The following is an 18,980-nucleotide window of genomic DNA, read 5'->3' as shown; positions in this document are numbered from 1 at the left end:
TCTTACCCTTCGACGATTGTCTTCCGGTACAGGCGGTTGTCGAGGAAGGTAGCCCCGGCCGCCAGAGCCAGGAACAGTACCGCGACGAGCAGACAATTCAGCAACACCCTCGGATAGCCGTGCTCGGTGACGTCGACGAACGGATACGGATAGAAGCCGACGAACGCGCCGCGGATCAGCGTGAACACCAGCCACAACAGCGGGAACACGATCGACCACGCGACGATCCGCGGATTCGTCTGGCCCCGCGGCCCGAACAACAACCAGCCCAGTACGCCGGCCACCGGCGTGGCCGTGTGCAGCAGGAAGTTCGCCACCGCCGCCCAGCCGGACAGATCGTCCAGCGGCGCGAGCACCAGGTGATAGACGATCCCGGTCACCGCGATACAGAGCACGCCGTTCAGCCGCAAGGTCCGGAACAACGTGCTCTGCCGGCGCTCCGGCTGCAACGCCAGCAGCAACGTCGTCGCGCCGAGCAGCAGATTCGACTGAATCGTGAAGAACGCGAACACGTTCAGCACCCGCTCCGGGTTGTCCTTGAAGAACCCTTCGTTCCCGTTCGCCGTGACGAACAACTGCACCACGACGCCGACAGCCACCAGCAACGCGGTAGCTCCAGCCCACGACCGCCCCGTCATCGTCATGCCCGCAATGTACGACGCACACACCGCCGCGCCGGGGAACTCCCGACGACTTTGTGCACGGGATCCGTACGGCGCCGGCCAGAAAGTACGGATCCCGTGCACAAAGTGGGTCAGGCCGGGGCCTTCTCCTGGTCGTCGGACTTGGCGGTGAAGGAGACGATGGCGTCGATGCCGAGGACGAGGGTCCACGTGCCGGCCGGGCCGAGCAGAGCGTCGTACCCATGACCGGAGAGCAGGCCGAGGACGAGCATCAGACCAACGCCGATGACGTAGGCCAGCAGGTGGCGGTACCAGCCGGCGCGTTCGCGACTGGCGCTCTTCGGCGGCTTGACCGGGCGAGGTGCGCCGGCGAACCAATGCGCGGCCCAGTTGTCCGCCCACTTCAGGGTCTGGTGACCGAACGCGACGCTGACACCGACGAAGATCGCGGCCAGTGAGTGCTTGAACGACGGCTCGGCACCGCGGCGGATGTCGATCACGCTGGCGACCAGCAGCACGACGTCGACCAGCGGAAGGCTCGCGAGCAGAACCATGCCGACGCGCCGCAGCCGAAGCACGTAGCGCATCACCATCCCGGCGGCGAGCAGGACCCAGAAGCCGATCTCACACGCGGCGATCACAGCGAGCAGCACAGCGGTTCACCCTCCCCTTGGACTCCCCCGCCCCGAGCGGAGCAAGGGATGCTTTTATTAAGTACAACTGTGTTAGCAAAGATCTTAGCACGGCTGTGCTAAAAAGGTCCTGTGCCGAAGATCGTCGACCACGACACCCGCCGCGAGGAGATCGCCGAAGCGCTCTGGCGGGTCGTCCGCCGGGACGGGATCCGCGCCGCCTCGGTCCGGACCATCGCGGCGGAAGCCGGCTGGTCAGCCGGGGCCGTCCGCTACTACTTCCCCGATCAAGCCGGCTTGCTGAGCTTCGCGATGGACCTGGTCTCCCGCCGAGTCACCGAGCGCGTCAGTGCACTCCAGCCGAAGGGTGACCCGGCCAGCGTCGTACTGCGGTATCTGGAGCAGGTGATCCCGCTGGACGACGAGCGGCGGGCTGAGTTCGACGTCTGGCTGGCGTTCATGGCGCAGGCACAGGCCGAGACCGGCGCCGGCGAACTGCACGCGCACGTCGACAAGGTGCACGACGACCTGCGTCACCTGTGCGAGTCATTGCTGCAATCGCTGAAACTCCAGGACGACCTCGATCTCCGGCGCGAAAGCGAACGTTTGCATGCCTTGGTGGACGGGCTTTCCTTGCATGCCGCGATCCAGCCCGAACGGACGACGGCGACCCGGATCCGGCATATCCTGCGCCACCATCTCGAGGCTTTGCTGGCCTGAAACCCCTTACAAATGAGGGTTTTCGGATCGACATGCTGACGACCTGACCAAAGACTTGCTGCACGTGGCACGATCACAACCATGGAGTCGGAGGGGGTGATCGTCGTCAGTGGAATCATGGCGGCGGGGAAATCAACGGTGTCGCAGTTACTGGCCGAACGATTTCAGTACGGCGTCCATCTTCGGGGCGATGTTTTCCGGCGCATGATCGTCAGCGGCCAGGCCTCGATGGCGACCGACAGCGGCGAAGCGCAGCGCCAACTCCAGTTGCGTTACCGGCTCGCTTGTCAGGCCGCCGACGGATATGCGCAGGCCGGTTTCACCGTGGTTCTGCAGGATGTCGTGATCGGTGAGCTACTGCGCGAATTCCTGGACGGAATTCGGACCCGGCCGCGCTATCTCGTCGTACTGACGCCGCGACCCGAGGTGATCTCCAGCCGGCTCGGCGGTGCGCATCAGCTGGTGGACGAGCTCGACTACGAGTTGCACGCATTCAGTCCGCGCCGCGGTCTGTGGCTGGACAACTCGGATCTTTCCGCCGGCGAAACCGTCGACGCGATTCTCGGCCGACTCGACGAAGCACACTATGACTAGGAGCTACCCGGGGGTAGTTTGGCTTGATGGCGACCAGTGTGCGGCGGACCTCGTGCAATCTGTGTGAAGCGATCTGCGGTGTGCTCGTGACGGTCGAGGACGGCCGGGTCACGGACATCCGCGGCGACGAGTCGGATCCACTCTCTCGCGGTCACATCTGCCCGAAGGCAGTCGCGCTCCGCGACCTCCAGGACGACCCGGACCGGTTGACCACGCCAGTACGACGTACGCCGGACGGCTGGCAGGAGATCGGCTGGGACGGGGCGTACGACCTCGTGGTCGGCAAGCTGACCGAGGTCCAGCGGGAGCACGGCCGGAACTCCGTCGGCGTCTACCTCGGCAACCCGAACGTGCACAGCCTCGGCGCTCTCACGCACATGCCGACGATGGTGAAGCAGCTTCGTACCAGGAACCGCTTCAGTGCCACCTCGATCGACCAGCTTCCGCACATGCTCGCGTCGTACCTGCTCTACGGACACCAGCTGATGGTCGCGGTGCCCGACATCGACCGGACGTCGTACTTGCTGATGCTCGGTGCGAACCCGCTCGCCTCGAACGGGAGCATGATGACCGCGCCCGGTTTCGGCCGGCGCCTCAAGGAGCTGCAGAAGCGCGGCGGCCGAGTCGTCCTCATCGACCCGCGCCGGACCGAGACCGCGGCTGTCGCCGACGAGCACCACTTCGTCCGTCCCGGTACGGACGCGGCCTTCCTGCTCGCGCTGATCCACCAAGTGATTGCCGACGGCCATGCGTGCCCAGCGCCGTACGTCGATGGGCTGCCGGCAGTCGAGGCGGCGGTCGAGGATTGGACTCCGGAACGCGCGGCCGGCATCACTGGGATCGACGCGGCCGTCATCCGCCAGATCGCGCACGACTTCGCGACGGCCGATCGTGCGGCCTGTTACGGGCGGGTCGGCGTGTCGACGCAGCAGTTCGGCGCGGTGTGCCAGTGGGCGATCCAGGTGCTCAACATCATCACCGGCAATCTCGACCGGCCCGGCGGGACGATGTTCCCGCGGCCAGCCGTGAACGCACTGCTCGGCCTCGGGCGGGGGCACGTTGGTGTGTGGAAGAGCCGAGTCCGCGGGCTGCCGGAGTTCGGCGGTGAGCTGCCGGTGTCGACGATGGCCGAGGAGATCCTGACGCCCGGCGCGGACCGGATCCGCGCGATGGTGACGATCGCCGGCAACCCGGTGCTGTCGACGCCGAACGGCCGCAAGCTCGACGAAGCCCTGGACACGCTGGACTTCATGGTCGCCATCGACCCCTACATCAACGAGACCACCCGGCACGCGGACGTGATCCTGCCGCCCGCACCGCCGCTCGAGCGCGACCACTACGACGTGATCTTCCACCAGCTCGCCGTACGCAACACCTCTCGCTGGAATGACGCCGTACTGCCGAAACCCCCGCAGGCGCGGCATGACTGGGAGATCTTCCGCGATCTCGGCATCCGCTTGCTGCGCGGTACGCCGATGAGCCGCCGGAAGGCGATCGCCGCGGCCCGGCTGCGGATGTCGCCGCGCCGGATCGTCGACCTCGGCCTGCGGATCGGGCCGTACCGGCTGTCGCTGCGGAAGCTGCGCAAGTCGCCGGGCGGGATCGACCTCGGGCCGCTGCAGCCGGCGTTGCCGCAGGCTCTGCATCGCAAGAACAAGCGGATCGACCTTGCTCAGCGGATGATCCTGGACGACCTGCCCCGGCTGGAGTCGCTTGCCACCGGCAACGACGGCGAGCTGCTGCTGATCGGTCGACGGCACCTGCGCAACAACAACTCCTGGATGCACAACTCGGCCCGGTTGGTGAAGGGCAAGCCGCGGCACCAGCTGCTGATGAACCCGGACGACCTGGCCAAACGCGACCTCACCGACGGCCAGCTGGTCAACGTCAGCTCGGCCGCCGGCACGGTCGCGGTAGAGGTTGCCGCAAGCAACGACATGATGCCCGGCGTGGTCAGCCTTCCCCACGGCTTCGGTCACAACCGCCCCGGCGCCCAGCTGACCATCGCCAACCAGGTCGCCGGCCCAAGCGCCAACGACATCACAGATGCGGACCTCACCGACACCGTGGCCGGCACCGCCGCAGTCAACGGCGTACCGGTCACTGTCACCGCCGGCTGACCCCCCTCGGTCCATTTCAGGGGAGCAGCACCCACGGCGGGCCGGTTGGCTGGACGCGTTCGCGGGGTGCGGTGCATGGGTGGATGCGCTCCGCTGGTTCCAGCCGCGGCGGCGCCCCGCCTTGTGCACCGTTCGACCACGACACGCCGCCGCGCGACGGTTGAGGGGTGCACAAGGTCACCACCGGAAGGGGGTGAGTTGACGGGTTATCCGTTCAAATGGATGGGTGGTGGTGGGCCTGAGCTTTCGCGGATGATGAGGAGCGGGGTCGCACAACCTGAATGTCCAGGTTGAGCCGCCGGCTCGCCGCGGCGAACGCCTGGTCCCGGATCCACACCTGGCCGTGGTCCGGCGGTCCGGCCACGCGTGCGACGACGCGGTGGCCGAGCGACGCGACATGCTCGACCGCGGCGTTCATCGCCGACGTACCGTCGCTCCAGACGCACGCCGTGCCGTCGGCCAGCTGCCGGATCGCCGACCAGCACGGCCGGCAGACCCAGCTTGCGCAGCAACGGGATCCGCGGATCATCGACCCGCAGGTCGACCACGATCACGCCGTCGACCCGGCGCTCCGCGGCCCATTTCCGGTATGTCGACAGTTCCTCGGCGAGATCCGATACGACCTGCAGGGCCAGTGCGTACGACCTGCCTGCCAGCACGGACTCCACGCCACCGACAAAGCCCATGTAGAACGGTTCCTCGGTCAAGGTCTTCGCGGTCCTGGCGAGGACGAGCCCGAACGTCTCGCTGCGCGCGGCGGACAACGCGCGGGCGGCCCGGTTCGACACCCACTCGAGTTCCTCGGCGACTCTCAGGACCCGCGCGCGGGTGGCCTCGGAGACCCCCGGCTGGTTGTTCAGCGCGTACGACACCGCGCCTTTGGAGACGCCTGCCCGACGGGCGATCTCCTTGATGGTGACTCGGGGCACGACGGCCTCCTTCGGTTGCCGCGTCCGGGGCGAGCCGCACGCGACTAGGGCGGCCGGACCGCTGACGGTCGGTCCGGAATCCTTCAGTGTGCACCCGGGCTTCTACACCGTGTCATCACCCAAGCGCGGAGAGTGATCGTTTGATCAATCCACCTGCCCATGTGACCGCCCAGTGGTTGGGCGAAGGGTGGTGTGGGGAGGCGTCGGTGGGATACGGTTGCCGTCGTTACTTAACCGGTTCGGCAATCAGGTCGGTGCGGGTCCCAAGGGCAGCGGGCGAAGCGCCGCCGACGAGGAGAAACCATGGTCGCAGTGGACAACCTGTCCCTCCAGTTGTACACGGTCCGGTCCAAGCTCGAAGAGGACTTCGACGCCACCCTGGCACGTATCGCGGAGATCGGCTACACGAAGGTCGAGCCCTTCGGCGTCACCAACTTCGCGGACCAACTGGCCGAGGCGCTGCCCAAGTACGGACTGTCGGCACCCACCACCCACGCCGGCCTGCTCCGCGACGAGAGCGGCCCGATCTACGCCGCGGCGAAGCGGCTCGGCATCACGACCGTCATCGACCCGTACGTCGACCCCGCGCGGTGGAACGCGATCGACGACATCAAGGCCACCGCCGACGCGCTGAACAAGGCCGCGATCGAGGCCGCCGACCACGGCATCACGGTCGGCTACCACAACCACCACTTCGAGCTCGAGTCGAAGGTGGACGGCGTCCACGCGCTCGAGATCCTGGTCGACAACCTGTCCGACGAGGTGATCCTCGAGGTGGACACCTACTGGGCGGCCGTCGGCGGCGCCGACGTACCGGCCCTGCTGGGCAAGCTCGGCGACCGGGTGAAGGCGATCCACGTCAAGGACGGCGACGGCACGCTGGACAACAAGGCCCAGGTGGCGGTCGGCGACGGCAGCATCGCGGTCCGGGACATCCTGGCCGCGGTCCCGAACGCGCTGCGGGTGGTCGAGCTGGACGACTTCAGCGGCGAGATCTTCGACGCGGTCGAGGGCAGCTACAAGTTCCTGACCGGAGAGGGTGCGCCTGCATGAGCGCTGTCGGAGTTGGTGTCATCGGCGCCGGAGTGATCTCCGACGCGTACATCAAGAGCATGCAGAGCTTCCCGGATCTGAAGGTGGTTGCCATCGGCGACCTTCGGCCGGAAGCCGCCAAGGACAAGGCCGAGCAGTACGGCATCGAGACCCACGGCGGCCCCGAGGCGGTGCTGAACCACCCGGACGTGGAGATCGTGGTCAACCTGACCATCCCGATCGCGCACGTAGAGGTGGCTCTGGCCGCCATTGCCGCCGGCAAGCATGTGTGGAGCGAGAAGCCGTTCTCGCTCGACCAGGAGAGCGGCCTGAAGCTGCTGGCCACCGCGCAGGACGCCGGTCTGCGGCTGGGCTGTGCGCCGGACACCATCCTGGGTCCGGGTCTGCAGGAGTCGCGCCGGATCATCGAGCGGGGTGACATCGGGCAGCCGCTGACCGCGCTGACCCTGATGCAGTCCCCCGGCCCGGAGTCCTGGCACCCGAATCCGGCGTTCCTGTTCCAGGAGGGTGCGGGACCGCTGTGGGACATCGGCCCGTACTACCTGACTACGCTGGTCCAGCTGTTCGGGCCGGTCGCGGCGGTGGCCGGACTTGGCTCGAAGTCGCGGGAGAAGCGCACGATCGGATCCGGTCCGCTGGCGGGCACCGACTTCGATGTGACCGTGCCGACCCACGTCAGCGCGATCGCGCGGTTCGAGTCGGGGCAGTCGTCGCAGAGCATCTTCAGCTTCGACTCGCCGCTGCCGCGGGCCGGGTTCGTCGAGATCACCGGCTCCGAGGCGACGCTCGCCGTACCGGATCCGAACCGGTTCGACGGTGAGATCAAGATCCGCCGTCGCGACGGTGAGGACTGGGAGACGGTCGCGACCACCGAGGCGACGGCCGAGCGTGGCACCGGCGTGCTGGACATGGCGCGAGCGATCCGGGAGAACCGGCCGCACCGGGCCACCGGGGCGCTGGCGTTCCACATCGTCGACGTGATGGCGTCCATCACCGAGTCGATCGACACCGGCGCTTTCGTCGACGTCAACAGCACGGTCGAGGTCGCGGCGATCCTGCCGGACGACTGGGACGTCAACGCGGCCACGCTCTGACCTCTGTATTACCGGATCCCCGGCGGACCGTGTCCGCCGGGGAATTCCGTGGCTTTGGCTTGGTCGAACTTAACCGGTCTAGTTGAACTTGGAGTCGCTGTGAACACAGTCCCGCTGACCACTGAGGGCGGCGTCGCCTGGACCGTGCGCGCGATCGACGGCCCGGTGCCGGACGGCATCAGCACGCCCGTCGCGGCCACCGTGCCGGGTGAGGTGCACACCGATCTGCTCGCGGCCGGGGTGATCCCGGATCCGTTCGACGGCGACAACGAGTCGAAGCTGGCATGGATCGGCCGGACCAGCTGGAGCTACCGGACGTCGTTCGACTGGGTTGCGGACGGCAACGACATTCAGGAACTGGTTGCCGACGGCCTCGACACGGTCGCTACCGTGACGCTCAACGGCCGCGAGCTCGGCACGACGCAGAACCAGCACCGGTCGTACCGGTTCCTCATCGGCGACGTGCTGGTTGCCGGGCGCAACGAGCTGGTGATCGACTTCGCCGGGCCGGTCGCCTCGGCTGAGCAGATCGAGGCCGAGGCCGGTGGCTGGCCGCACACGAACCATCACCCGTACAACGCGCTGCGCAAGATGGCCAGCAACTTCGGCTGGGACTGGGGGCCGGACGTCGCCACGGTCGGCATCTGGCAGCCGATCCGGATCGAGTCGTGGTCCGGCGTGTGGATCTCCTCAGTTCGCCCGCTGGCCTCGGTCGAGGGGGACCGCGGCGTACTGAATACGCACGTCGACCTGGCCTGGGCCGGCGGATCCACCGAGGACGCGACGATCACGGTCGAGGTCGGTGGAACCACGACGGAACTGACCGTTGCCGCCGGCACCTCGACGGCGACCATCACTTCAGCAGTCGAAGGCGCTCAAGTTTGGTGGCCGCGCGGCCATGGTGAGCAGAACTTGTACGACGTCACCGTGTCGGTCGGCCAGGACACGTGGCACGGCCGGGTCGGATTCCGGAACGTCAGCCTGGACGTTGCCCCGGACAACCATGGTTCGCCGTTCGTGATCTCGGTGAACGGCAAGCCGATCTATGTGCGTGGCGCGAACTGGATCCCGGACGACGCCTTCGTCACGCGGTTGAGCAGGACGACGTACGAGACGAGCATCCAGGACGCGGTCGACGCGGGGATGAACCTGCTGCGCGTCTGGGGTGGCGGGATCTACGAGAGTGACGATTTCTACGACATCTGCGACGAGCAGGGGATCCTGGTGTGGCAGGACTTCCTGTTCGCGTGTGCGGCGTACTCGGAGGACGAGCCGCTGCGCGGTGAGGTCGAGGCCGAGGCGCGGCAGGCGATCACGCGGCTGAGCAAGCACGCGAGCCTCGCGCTGTGGAACGGCAACAACGAGAACATCTGGGGCTACGTCGAGTGGGGCTGGCGGGTGCCGCTGGCCGGTCGCGCGTGGGGTGAGGGCTACTACTTCGACCTGCTCCCGGCGCTCGTGGCCGAGCTCGACCCGCGAACGCCGTACTCGCCGGGAAGCCCTTACTCGTACGACCACTTCATTCACCCGAACGACGAGCGCACCGGCACCATGCACATCTGGGATGTGTGGAACCAGGTGGACTACACGACGTACCGGAAGTACAAGCCGCGGTTCGCGTCGGAGTTCGGGTTCCAGGGGCCGCCGGCCTGGTCGACGCTGACCTCGGTGGTGCACGACGAGCCGCTCGACCCGTACGGCGAGCAGATGCTCGTGCACCAGAAGGCGTTCGAGGGCAACCTCAAGCTCGAACGCGGTCTTGGTGAGCATCTGCCGAAGTGGAAGAACGACCGGGGCGGTGGGGCGGGGAACGCAGCAAACATGGCTGACTGGCACTGGACGACTCAGCTGAACCAGGCTCGCGCGATCGTCTTTGGCATCGAGCACTTCCGGAGCCTGTTCCCGTTGAACACGGGTGCGATCGTCTGGCAGCTGAACGACAACTGGCCGGTCGTCTCCTGGGCCGCGGTCGACGGTCACGGGATTCGCAAGCCGCTGTGGTACGCGTTGAAGCGCGTGTACGCCGAACGCCTGCTCACCGTGCAGCCACGAGAGGACGAGCTGGTCGTTGCTACCCACAACGACACGGACGTCCTCTGGTCGACCGAGGTCACGGTGAAGCGGCGGTCGACGCGCGCTGGTGGTGACGTCATCGCCCAGGAGACCTTCGCGCTGGAAGTCGCGCCGCGATCGGCCGTCCTCAGCTCACTCCCCGGGTCAGTCGCCAAGCCGACCGACCCGACCCGTGAGTACCTCGAGGTGCGCGGCGCCGACGGCAGCTCGACGTACTGGTACTTTGCCGAGGACACGGAGCTACACCTGGAGGGCAACGCCTACGCCGCGTCGGTCACCAAGACGGACGACGGGTACGACGTCACGGTCACAGCGTCAGCACTGGCGAAGGATCTGGCGCTCTTCCCGGACCGCCTGGATCCCGCTGCCCGAGTCGACTCCGGCCTGGTCACGTTGTCCGCCGGCGAGTCCCACACCTTCCACGTCACCGGCGGCACCGCGCCGACAAGCGTCGGCATTCCAGTCCTACGTTCGGCCAACGACCTGGTGAACTGATCAGATCCGGATCGCGAGCCAGATAGCGGCGATCAACGATGAGAGCGTGGCGGCCAAGCACATCAGTGCTACCACGAGGCTGTGAAGCAATCTGAGACATGACTGATCCATCGCTTCGGTGTTGCGGTTGCGGTTGTAGATCCTGATCGTGAGCAGACCGACGAGGACCTGGGACAGCAGCCCGATCGCGAGAACGACCAACCGCGCTGCCCATCGGCTACCGCCGTCCAGCAGGCCGTTCAGTGCGACGAACTCCCCCAGCACACCGAGCCCGATGGAGAGGATGTGGAAGAGCCGGACCCACTCCCCGGCGATGTCATAAGACCGAGGAGAGTCGTCCCTTTCGCCGAACGACTGATCCCAGACCGCGATGGCGAGCAGGAGGGCGGGGATGATCTGGGCGGTGGTGGCCCAGAAGTCGGTGGTGATGGTCACGGGAATCGATCCTGGCCGGGGTGAGGGTCAGATGATCCGTTGGCGGGGCATACTGGGCGATTGTGCGTCTTCGACGTGGGAAGTGCGCGGCGGTGGCCGTGGTGGTGCTGCTCAGTGGGTGTGCTGACACAGAGTCTTCGACCGGAGTGGTGAGCGCCAGTACGCCGCCAACCGTGAGCGCCAGTACGCCGCCCAGCGCGAGTGCGGATACGCCGACTACCGGCAGCGCCAGTACGCCGGCCACCGCGACCCCCAGAGCTCAGCTCATGCCGTTGGTGCAGCACGGGCCTCGGGACAAGCCGCGGGTGGCGTTGACTTTTGATGCTGACCTGACGGCGCTGATGCGGAAGCGGTTGGTGAGTGGGAAGGTCAAGTCCTACTACAACGAGAAGCTGATCGACGAGCTGCGGGCGATGCACGTTCCGGCGACCCTGTTCCTGACCGGGATGTGGATGGAGCAGTACCCGGACGTCACGCGTCAGCTGGCCGCGGATCCGCTGTTCGAGCTTGGCACGCATACCTACGACCACCGTGGTTTCACCAAGCACTGCTACACCCTCGGCACTGTTCCGCGCGCCGACATGCTGTCCGACGTACGGCGTGCCGTCGTACTGCTGGATCGGCTCGATCCGCACCCCACTCGCTGGTTCCGGTTCCCAGGCGGCTGTTACGACGGGACCGCGCTGCACGAGCTGGCGCCGGCCGGAGTGACCGCTGTGGGCCTGGATGTGCCCGGGGCCGACGGCTTCGCGAAGGGACCGGAACCGATCGTCAAGCAGGTGCTGTCGAACGTGCGGAACGGGTCGATCGTGGTTCTGCACATGCATGGCGGCGACAACGCGCCGTACACGGCCGAGGCGATCGGGCCGATCGTGAAGACGCTGCGGGCGCGCGGGTATCAGCTCGTCACCATCACCGAGCTGATGAGGGGTTGAATTGGCGCGAGAGGGCAAGATGAGCGATCTTGGAAGAGTGAGAAGGACGCTCGCGGGGTTGGTGACTTTGCTGATTCTCAGCGGGTGCAGCCAGCTCAACGCCAACACTCCCAGCGAGTCGCCGGCTCCGGTCTCGACCACCCCACCGAGCGACGGCGCCGTCTCGATGGCCGGCCGTGCGCCGCTGACCGGCGTACCGGTCAAAGAGGTGCCGACGCGGCCCGCGCTGGCGGTCAAGATCTCCAATACGACCGACGCCCACCCGCAGCGAGGTCTCGGCGACGCGGATCTCGTCTTCGTCGAGCCGATCACCGGATCGACCACGCGACTCGCGGCCATCTTCCAATCGAAGCTGCCGGCTCAGATCGGCCCGGTCCGGTCGCTGCGCCCGACGGACGCCGCCCTGCTCGGTCCCACCCGCGGCATCGTCGCCGACACCATGGCCGACCGCTGGGTACTCACGTACTTCGAAAAGGTCACCGATGTCGACGACCGCGGCACCTTGGTCGTCCCACCCGACACCTACCGGATCGACTCACGCCGCCGCGCGCCGAACCACGTCTTCGCCCAACCCGCGAAACTGCTCACGCTGACCAAGCGGACCGCGCCGGCGCCGTACTTCAGTTACGCCCCCGGCATCGCCGAGTCGAGCGCCCGTCTCGGCACCCCGGCGACCTCGGTGCGGATCGGGTACGGCGGTTCGTCGACGGCGACCTGGACGTATCAGGCGAAGACCAAACGCTGGACCCGCGCCGAGCAGTGGGCGCCACACATGATCGAGGGCGGTGGCCAGGTCGCGGCCGACAACGTGCTCGTCCTGCGCGCGGCGCCGGACCACAGCTTCCCGCAGGCCAAGAAGTCCATGTCGATCCTGGACTTCACCGACACCTCCGGACAGCTTCAGCTGTTCACCGGCGGCAAGGTCGTCACCGGCCGCTGGACCAAGGCAGGCGTGAACGATCCCTTCGCCTTCACCGGTCCGGACGGCAAGCGGTTGCTCCTCACACCGGGGACGACCTGGGTCGAGTGCGCCCTGACCACCATGGCCGTCCAGGTCGGTCGAGGATGACTGGCTTGGCCGTGCGGATCAGTCGAGGTTGACCGCTACGTACTTGATCTCGAGATACTCGTCGATGCCGGCGGAGCCGCCTTCGCGGCCGAGGCCGGACTGCTTGACGCCGCCGAAGGGAGCTGCCGGGTTGGAGACGATGCCCTGGTTGAGGCCGATCATGCCGGTCTCCAGGCGTTCGGAGACGCGCAGGGCCCGGGCGAGGTCGTTGGTGAACAGGTAGGAGACCAGACCGAACTCGGTGTCGTTCGCCATCCGGACCGCTTCGTCCTCGGTCTCGAAGGCGGTCAGCGGCGCGACCGGGCCGAAGATCTCCTCCTTCTGCAACCGGGCACTCGTCGGTACGTCGGCCAGCACGGTCGGCTGGTAGAAGTACCCGTTGCCTGCGGCAACCGATGCGCCGGTGAGCACCCGCGCGCCCTGGGCGACCGCGTCGTCGACGAGGTCCTTCACCTTGTCCCGCTGCTTGGCGTCGATCAGCGGGCCGACGTCGATGCCGTCCTCGGTGCCGCGCCCGACTTTCAGTGCCGACATCCGCTCGGTCAGCCGGGTCGCGAACTCGTCCATCACCGACGACTGCACGTAGATCCGGTTGGCCGCCGTACAGGCCTCGCCGCCGTTGCGCATCTTGGCCAGCATCGCGCCGTCGACCGCCTTGTCCAGGTCGGCGTCCTCGAACACCAGCAGCGGCGCGTTGCCGCCGAGCTCCATGCTGGTCCGCAGCACCTGCTCGGCGGCCTGCTCGATCAGCTTCCGGCCGACCTGCGTCGAGCCGGTGAAGGACAGCTTGCGGGCCCGCCCGTCGCGGATCAGCGGCTCCATCACGCCGCCGGCGTCGCTGGTCGTGATCACGTTGAGTACGCCGGCCGGCAGCCCGGCCTCGGTCATCAGCTCGGCCAGCTTCAGCATCGACAGCGGCGTTTGCGAGGCCGGCTTCATCACCATGGTGCAGCCGGCGGCGACGGCCGGGCCGATCTTGCGGGCGCCCATCGCGGCCGGGAAGTTCCACGGCGTCACCAGCAGGCAGGGCCCGACCGGCTGCCGCATCACGAGGAAGCGGCCCTTGCCGTTCGGCGCGACCTGGTAGCCGCCGTCGATCCGGACCGCCTCCTCGGCGAACCAGCGGAAGAACTCGGCGGCGTAGGCGATCTCGGCCTTCGACTCGGCGACCGGCTTGCCCATCTCCAGCGTCATCAGCAACGCCAGCTCGTCGGCCCGCTCGGTCATCAACTCATAGGTACGGCGGAGGACCTCACCGCGCTCTCGGGGCGCGACCGCCGCCCAGTCCTCCTGCGCGGCCACGGCCGCATCCAGTGCAGCCACCCCGTCCGCCGGACTCGCGTCAGCTACTTCGCAGAGCGCCGTACCGGTGGCAGGGTCCTCGACGTCCAGCGTCTTCCCGCTTGCGGAGGCTTGCCACTTACCGCCGATGAACAGCTCGGTCGGACACGCCTCGATGACTTCCCGCTCGCTCGTCATGTACCCACCATAGGTACGTCGCTCAGGCTGTGGCGATGAGTGGTGGAGCGTGGCGCGGGACGGTACGGACTGTGCGGGTCAGGCCGGCTGCGATCGTACGCAGGATGGCTGACCGGACCAGGCCGTCGAAGGCCAGCGGGATCAGCATGATCTCGTCCGCTCCGGTTTCGGCCACCAGCGTGCCGAGGCCGGAGACCACTGTGGCGCGAGAGCCGACAATGTGTCCGGGATCGTCCAGCAACCGCTCGGCCTTGCCACGCTCCCGACCGGTCAATGGCGGCTCCAGGAGCTCCATCAGCTCCCCCGGGGTCGCTCTGGGCGAGGCGGCGGCCAGACGCGACTTCACCCGGACGTATTCGGCGAACCGGATGATCGCCTCCTCCTCCGAGTCCGCGGCCACCACACCAACCGTCACCGCGAGGTACGGCTTCACCGAAGGCCCGGTCGCCTCGAAGTGATCCCGGTACGCCGCCACAGCCGTAGCCGTCGTCGCCGCAGCACAGTGATGTGCAAGAAAGACAGGCAACCCTCGTACGGCGGCAATCGCGGCAGCGCCCGGGTGATCAGCCAGCACGAAGACTGGTGGCGGCAGACCAGCCAGCGACAGCCGTACGTCGCCGACCGGCGCACGCCCAGGCAGTCCGTCACGCAGGAACCCGCAGAGCTCGTCCAGCCGCTGCGGGAACGTGTCACGGCCCGCAGCGCCGAGTGCGGCCGCCGTACTGGCAACCAGGCCGAACTGCTGGCCGACACCGAGATCGATCCGACTTGGGTACGCCGCCGCCAACGCGGCGAACTGCTCTGCGACCACCAGTGGCTGGTGGTTCGTCAGCAGCACCCCGCCCGCACCCAGCCGGATCCGATCCGTCCGTGCTGCCAGAACCGCCGCCAGCACAGCCGGTGCCGCACTACCGACCCCCCGGACGCCGTGTTGCTCCCCCACCCAGAACCGGCGGTACCCGAGGTCGTCGGCAGCCTGTGCCACCTCCGCCGTCTCCCGGAGCGCGGCCGCAGCCGACTGACCGGCCAGCTGCGGTACGACGTCGAGCACCGAGTGAGCTGAGACGGGCAATCCGGGAGTGACGGGGGAAAGCACTCGCCAACCGTGGCAGCGTCCGCGCCTTCGCACATGGGTGTACGGCCCCCATGTTCCAGTCCGTTTGCACCCATCTGTCTGCGGTACTCGCCGGCCTCGAAATTGGGGGTGCGGAGCCCTTGCCGAACCCCTGATCGGTCAGGCATCGTTCCGGCCGTTCCTTCCAGATTTCGCGGACAGAGGAGGCCGAAGACGAGTGCAGACAAAGAGCTGGGAGCCGTAGCGCTCCCATCCTGAGCCGCGCCTGCTTTCCACCAAAGGCCGGCCGGCAAGGGCACTGCTGCCGCGGGGTGGTCAACCCCCAGTCGTCACCCCGCGGCAGGTGCACGCCTGCCCACACAGCACGCTGAGCGACAAATATGGGGGCTCGCTACCCATGTCTGGGGTGGGGGGCCGGTGGCAGCCTGTGCGAGTGCTCAACTCAGCGACCGCCCGGCCAGGCCGGACCGACCAGCGCAAAGCCTGGTGGTCCGCCGGTATGCGTCCGCACGAGGTGAGCCGCACCGTCCCGCCCTGGGCGGAGTACGTGGAGCGCAGTACCTCCACCATCCAGACCGCGTCTGCCGCCGGTCGCAGCCCTGCAGGGACCGTAGCTACCGCCAACCACACATCAGGTGGGGCTGACGGAGCATCGGGTGGGCACAGCGACTGGCGGCAGGCGCTTATGCGGTGCCTCGAGCCGCTGCTCGCCTCAGCTCGCCGCGACCTGGCTGCTGCCGGGCACCCCGGCGTACTGGCTGAGCAGTTCCTGCACAGGTTGGGGCTGCGGCTGGTGAAGCTGGCGTCGCGCACGCTGGTGCTGGAGCTCGCCCGTGCCCGCGACCGTGGCGCGCTGGCCGGTGACACCCCGGCCGAACGTTTTCTGGACTTCACCCACCGGCTCGTTGGAGGGAGCGAGCTGGCGGAGTTCCTGGCCGCATACCCGGTGCTGGCCCGGGTCCTGGGCGAGTCGTGCCGGCAAGGCGTCGAGGGTCACCTCGAACTGCTGGCACGACTCGCCGAGGACCGTGAGTCGCTCGTCGCCGGACTGCTCGGCGGCCGTGATCCTGGCGCATTGACCGCGATCGACCCCGGGGGCGATCCCCACCGGGGCGGGCGGTCCACGGCAACCCTCACCTTCGCCGACGGGCGGCGGCTGGTCTACAAGCCCCGGCCGCTCGACCTGCACCAGCACTTCAACGAGCTGGTCGACTGGCTCAACACCAAGACCGGCTTGGACATCAGCACGGTCGACCTGCTCCCCCGGCCTGGCTACGGCTGGCTGGAGTACGTCGTACATCGGCCGTGCAACGACCTGAGCGACGTACGCCGGTTCTACCACCGGCAAGGCGCTTTGCTGGCACTGCTGTACGTGCTGGACGGCACGGACATGCACTACGAGAACCTGATCGCGGTCGGAGACCAGCCGGTCCTCGTGGACATCGAGACGCTGTTCCACCCGAGCCACAACCTCGTAGGAACGCTCAGCCGTGATCCGGCGTACCGCTCTCTTCTCAGCTCGGTCTACCGCACCGCACTCCTGCCACTGCTTGTGAGTGGTGAACACGGCGTGGTCGACCTCTCCGGGCTAGGTGGCGACGCCGACGCGACAGCACCATCCAGCGTGGTCGACTGGGCCGACGCGGGCCTGGACTCCATGCACCTAGTACGACGTCCGGGCAAGACGAAAGGCGCCGGCAACCGGCCACTGCTCGACGGCGTGTACATGGAACCGCGAGACCACGAAATCGCTGTGCTCACAGGGTTCCGGGCCGCGTATGAGGCGATTGTCTGGCACCGGGACGAGCTCATCGGTCTGCTGCGGTGCTGCGCGCAGGACGAGATCCGCTTCGTCCCCCGCAGTACGAACCTCTACACAACGCTCTTGGACGAGGCGACGCACCCGGACGCACTCCGGGACGCAGCCGGTCGCAGCCAGCTTCTCGACCTGTTGTGGGACGCAGACGAGTCACTGCACGCCATCGTGCCGTATGAGCTCGCTGACCTGTGGGCAGGCGACGTACCGCTCTTCACCACTCGGCCGGACAGCCGGGACGTGTGGGCATCCGACGGCACTCGCATCCCCAACGTGCTCACCACCGAAGGCCTCACGACTGTCGAAGCCAAGGTCCAACAGCTCAGCGACATCGACGAGCACCGGCAGAAGTGGCTGATCTCAGCGTCACTCGCCACCCGGCCGGAGCCAGTAGTGCACGCCGCCACTGCGAGCCGGCCGGACGTCGGTGCCACCGAGGCGGACCCGGAGCAGCTACTGGCCGCTGCCACGGACATCGCCGACGAGATCATGGCGCAGGTGCTCAGCGAGCACGGCGGCCCGGCGAACTGGCTCGGACTGGAGCTACTCGACGACCACCATTGGGCCGTAAGGCCAATGGGTGCAGGGCTTTCCCACGGCTACACCGGTACGGCGCTCTTCCTCGCACAGGTCGGTGTCCTGACCGGAGCGCACAAGTACTGCGAGCTGGCACGTGACGCGATCCGCCCGATCCCCACTCTGTTGGAGAACCTGGCTGCAGACCTGGAGTCCGCGCAACTGGTCGGCCCTGGCCTGCACGGACTGGGCGGCATCAGCTACGGCCTCAACCGTCTCTGCTCACTACTCGGCGACGCAGAACTCACCAACTGGCTCGCGGCAGCGCTCGAACTCACTGAGCAGCTCAAGCCCGAGCCCACCGAGTTCCCGACGTACGCCGAGGGAGCCGCCGGCGGACTCACCGCCATGCAATCGATCCACGGGCTGCCGTCGGCCACTCGGCTAGCAAAGCGCTACGCCGACGAGTTGGTCAACACCGTGGAACTCGGCGTACGCCGGGGCCGAGTAGCAGCGGCCTCCGGCTTCGCCCGAGGTTACCAAGGGATCGCCTGGGCCCTCGGCCAGTACGGCGTACCTGGTGACAAGTACGCGGACGCCGCGAGAACGGCGGCCGATCTGGATCGACGTGTCCGCCCTGGTGGACACGGTTGGTGCTCTGGTGATGCCGGGACCGCTCTGGCCCGGCTGAGCGCCGGAGTACCCGCGGACCTCGACGCCTACCTGAGGGCCGCAACCGAACGACCGGTGCTTGCCGACTTGAGTCTGTGTCATGGCGAGCTCGGCGCGGTGGAGCCAATCGTGTGGCTCGCCGCACGCGATCACGCAGCCGTGGAGGGGGTCCGGAGACGCCGGGCCGGGCTGGTGCTCGCAGCAGTACAGCAGTACGGACCACAGTGCGGTACACCGCGGGCGGTTCCGTCTCCAGGCTTGCTGACCGGCCTGGCGGGAATCGGCTACGGCCTGCTCCGGCTGGCGTTCTCCGAACGCGTTCCGTCCGTCCTGCTGCTCGAACCAACCAGCGGGCCGAAGAGGTCGGCCCACACGACACAGGGGAGACAGCAATGACCGCCCAGCACCACACTGCGCAGGACCAGGATGGCAAGTACGACGCCGAGCCGCAGACCGACGGCATCGACCCGATCGGCCCGATCACGCTGCCGAAGCGCAACAAGGTCGGCGCCCGGGCGATGGCCCTGGTCGGCACCGTCGGGATGAGCGCGTTCGCCATCGCGGTCGCAGCCACCGATTACAGCAGCACCTGGCCGACGATCGAGTCCTGACCGGCCCGGCAAACGTTTGATCGGCGGGGTCGTCCGGTC

General features: G+C 67.6%; 16 protein-coding genes. 10 read left to right on the top strand and 6 right to left on the bottom strand.

The genetic code is table 11. The features are described 5' to 3' along the window. Window positions 1-2: 2 nt before the first annotated feature. Both EV646_RS09905 and EV646_RS09900 read right to left on the bottom strand, forming a co-directional pair. Complete coding sequence (locus tag EV646_RS09905) at window positions 3-644, bottom strand: Pr6Pr family membrane protein (protein WP_132146464.1); 642 nt, start codon at window positions 642-644, stop codon at window positions 3-5. A gap of 110 nt (window positions 645-754) precedes the next feature. Next, window positions 755-1,276: a 2TM domain-containing protein gene (locus EV646_RS09900; protein ID WP_132146461.1), complete on the bottom strand. Its 522-nt coding sequence runs from the start codon at window positions 1,274-1,276 to the stop codon at window positions 755-757. Between the two features lie 111 nt (window positions 1,277-1,387). On the opposite strand from EV646_RS09900, the gene EV646_RS09895 reads away from it, so the two are divergent. From EV646_RS09895 to EV646_RS09885, 3 genes are all read left to right on the top strand, one after another. Continuing rightward, window positions 1,388-1,975, top strand: a complete 588-nt coding sequence (locus tag EV646_RS09895; protein WP_132146458.1) for a TetR/AcrR family transcriptional regulator — start codon at window positions 1,388-1,390, stop codon at window positions 1,973-1,975. A gap of 81 nt (window positions 1,976-2,056) precedes the next feature. After that, the gene (locus tag EV646_RS09890) at window positions 2,057-2,569 is read left to right on the top strand and encodes an AAA family ATPase (protein ID WP_132146455.1); all 513 of its coding nucleotides are present in this window, start codon (window positions 2,057-2,059) and stop codon (window positions 2,567-2,569) included. A gap of 26 nt (window positions 2,570-2,595) precedes the next feature. Next, window positions 2,596-4,689, top strand: coding sequence for a molybdopterin-dependent oxidoreductase (locus tag EV646_RS09885; protein ID WP_132146452.1), 2,094 nt, complete (start codon window positions 2,596-2,598; stop codon window positions 4,687-4,689). A gap of 206 nt (window positions 4,690-4,895) precedes the next feature. Here EV646_RS09885 and EV646_RS09880 read toward each other — a convergent pair whose 3' ends face one another. Next, window positions 4,896-5,618, bottom strand: a complete 723-nt coding sequence (locus EV646_RS09880; protein ID WP_241995709.1) for a LacI family DNA-binding transcriptional regulator — start codon at window positions 5,616-5,618, stop codon at window positions 4,896-4,898. A 303-nt stretch (window positions 5,619-5,921) separates the two neighbouring features. On the opposite strand from EV646_RS09880, the gene EV646_RS09875 reads away from it, so the two are divergent. The 3 genes from EV646_RS09875 to EV646_RS09865 all read left to right on the top strand — a co-directional run bounded on the left by EV646_RS09875 (window position 5,922) and on the right by EV646_RS09865 (window position 10,333). Beyond that, complete coding sequence (locus EV646_RS09875; RefSeq protein ID WP_132146449.1) at window positions 5,922-6,671, top strand: sugar phosphate isomerase/epimerase family protein; 750 nt, start codon at window positions 5,922-5,924, stop codon at window positions 6,669-6,671. Continuing rightward, window positions 6,668-7,765, top strand: coding sequence for a Gfo/Idh/MocA family protein (locus EV646_RS09870; protein WP_132146446.1), 1,098 nt, complete (start codon window positions 6,668-6,670; stop codon window positions 7,763-7,765). The genes EV646_RS09875 and EV646_RS09870 overlap by 4 nt, the downstream gene beginning before the upstream one ends. Window positions 7,766-7,864: 99 nt before the next feature. Continuing rightward, window positions 7,865-10,333: a glycoside hydrolase family 2 protein gene (locus EV646_RS09865; protein ID WP_241995708.1), complete on the top strand. Its 2,469-nt coding sequence runs from the start codon at window positions 7,865-7,867 to the stop codon at window positions 10,331-10,333. On the opposite strand, the gene EV646_RS09860 is transcribed toward EV646_RS09865, so the two are convergent. Next, the gene (locus tag EV646_RS09860; RefSeq protein ID WP_132146443.1) at window positions 10,334-10,768 is read right to left on the bottom strand and encodes a hypothetical protein; all 435 of its coding nucleotides are present in this window, start codon (window positions 10,766-10,768) and stop codon (window positions 10,334-10,336) included. It lies immediately after the preceding gene. Between the two features lie 62 nt (window positions 10,769-10,830). On the opposite strand from EV646_RS09860, the gene EV646_RS09855 reads away from it, so the two are divergent. Beyond that, entirely contained in the window at window positions 10,831-11,703 is an 873-nt protein-coding gene (locus EV646_RS09855; protein WP_241995706.1) for a polysaccharide deacetylase family protein, read from the top strand. 61 nt (window positions 11,704-11,764) lie between these two features. Beyond that, window positions 11,765-12,772, top strand: coding sequence for a DUF3048 domain-containing protein (locus EV646_RS09850; RefSeq protein WP_158290938.1), 1,008 nt, complete (start codon window positions 11,765-11,767; stop codon window positions 12,770-12,772). 18 nt (window positions 12,773-12,790) lie between these two features. Here the strand turns inward: EV646_RS09850 and EV646_RS09845 are convergent, their stop codons facing one another. Both EV646_RS09845 and EV646_RS09840 read right to left on the bottom strand, forming a co-directional pair. After that, complete coding sequence (locus EV646_RS09845) at window positions 12,791-14,251, bottom strand: NAD-dependent succinate-semialdehyde dehydrogenase (protein ID WP_132146437.1); 1,461 nt, start codon at window positions 14,249-14,251, stop codon at window positions 12,791-12,793. A 22-nt stretch (window positions 14,252-14,273) separates the two neighbouring features. Beyond that, window positions 14,274-15,347 (bottom strand): MsnO8 family LLM class oxidoreductase, encoded by a 1,074-nt coding sequence (locus EV646_RS09840; protein WP_132146434.1) that lies wholly within the window; start codon window positions 15,345-15,347, stop codon window positions 14,274-14,276. Window positions 15,348-16,011: 664 nt separating this feature from the next. Between EV646_RS09840 and EV646_RS09835 the strand changes: the two genes are divergently transcribed. Further along, window positions 16,012-18,726: a type 2 lanthipeptide synthetase LanM family protein gene (locus EV646_RS09835; protein WP_241995695.1), complete on the top strand. Its 2,715-nt coding sequence runs from the start codon at window positions 16,012-16,014 to the stop codon at window positions 18,724-18,726. Continuing rightward, complete coding sequence (locus EV646_RS09830) at window positions 18,723-18,941, top strand: hypothetical protein (protein WP_132146428.1); 219 nt, start codon at window positions 18,723-18,725, stop codon at window positions 18,939-18,941. Before EV646_RS09835 ends, EV646_RS09830 begins: the two co-directional genes overlap by 4 nt. The last annotated feature ends 39 nt before the right edge of the window (window positions 18,942-18,980 follow it).

This window comes from Kribbella antiqua, assembly GCF_004345665.1.
Classification (GTDB): domain Bacteria; phylum Actinomycetota; class Actinomycetes; order Propionibacteriales; family Kribbellaceae; genus Kribbella; species Kribbella antiqua.
The sequence above is the reverse complement of the archived record's forward strand: the minus strand, read 5'-3'. Positions and strand labels throughout refer to the sequence as shown.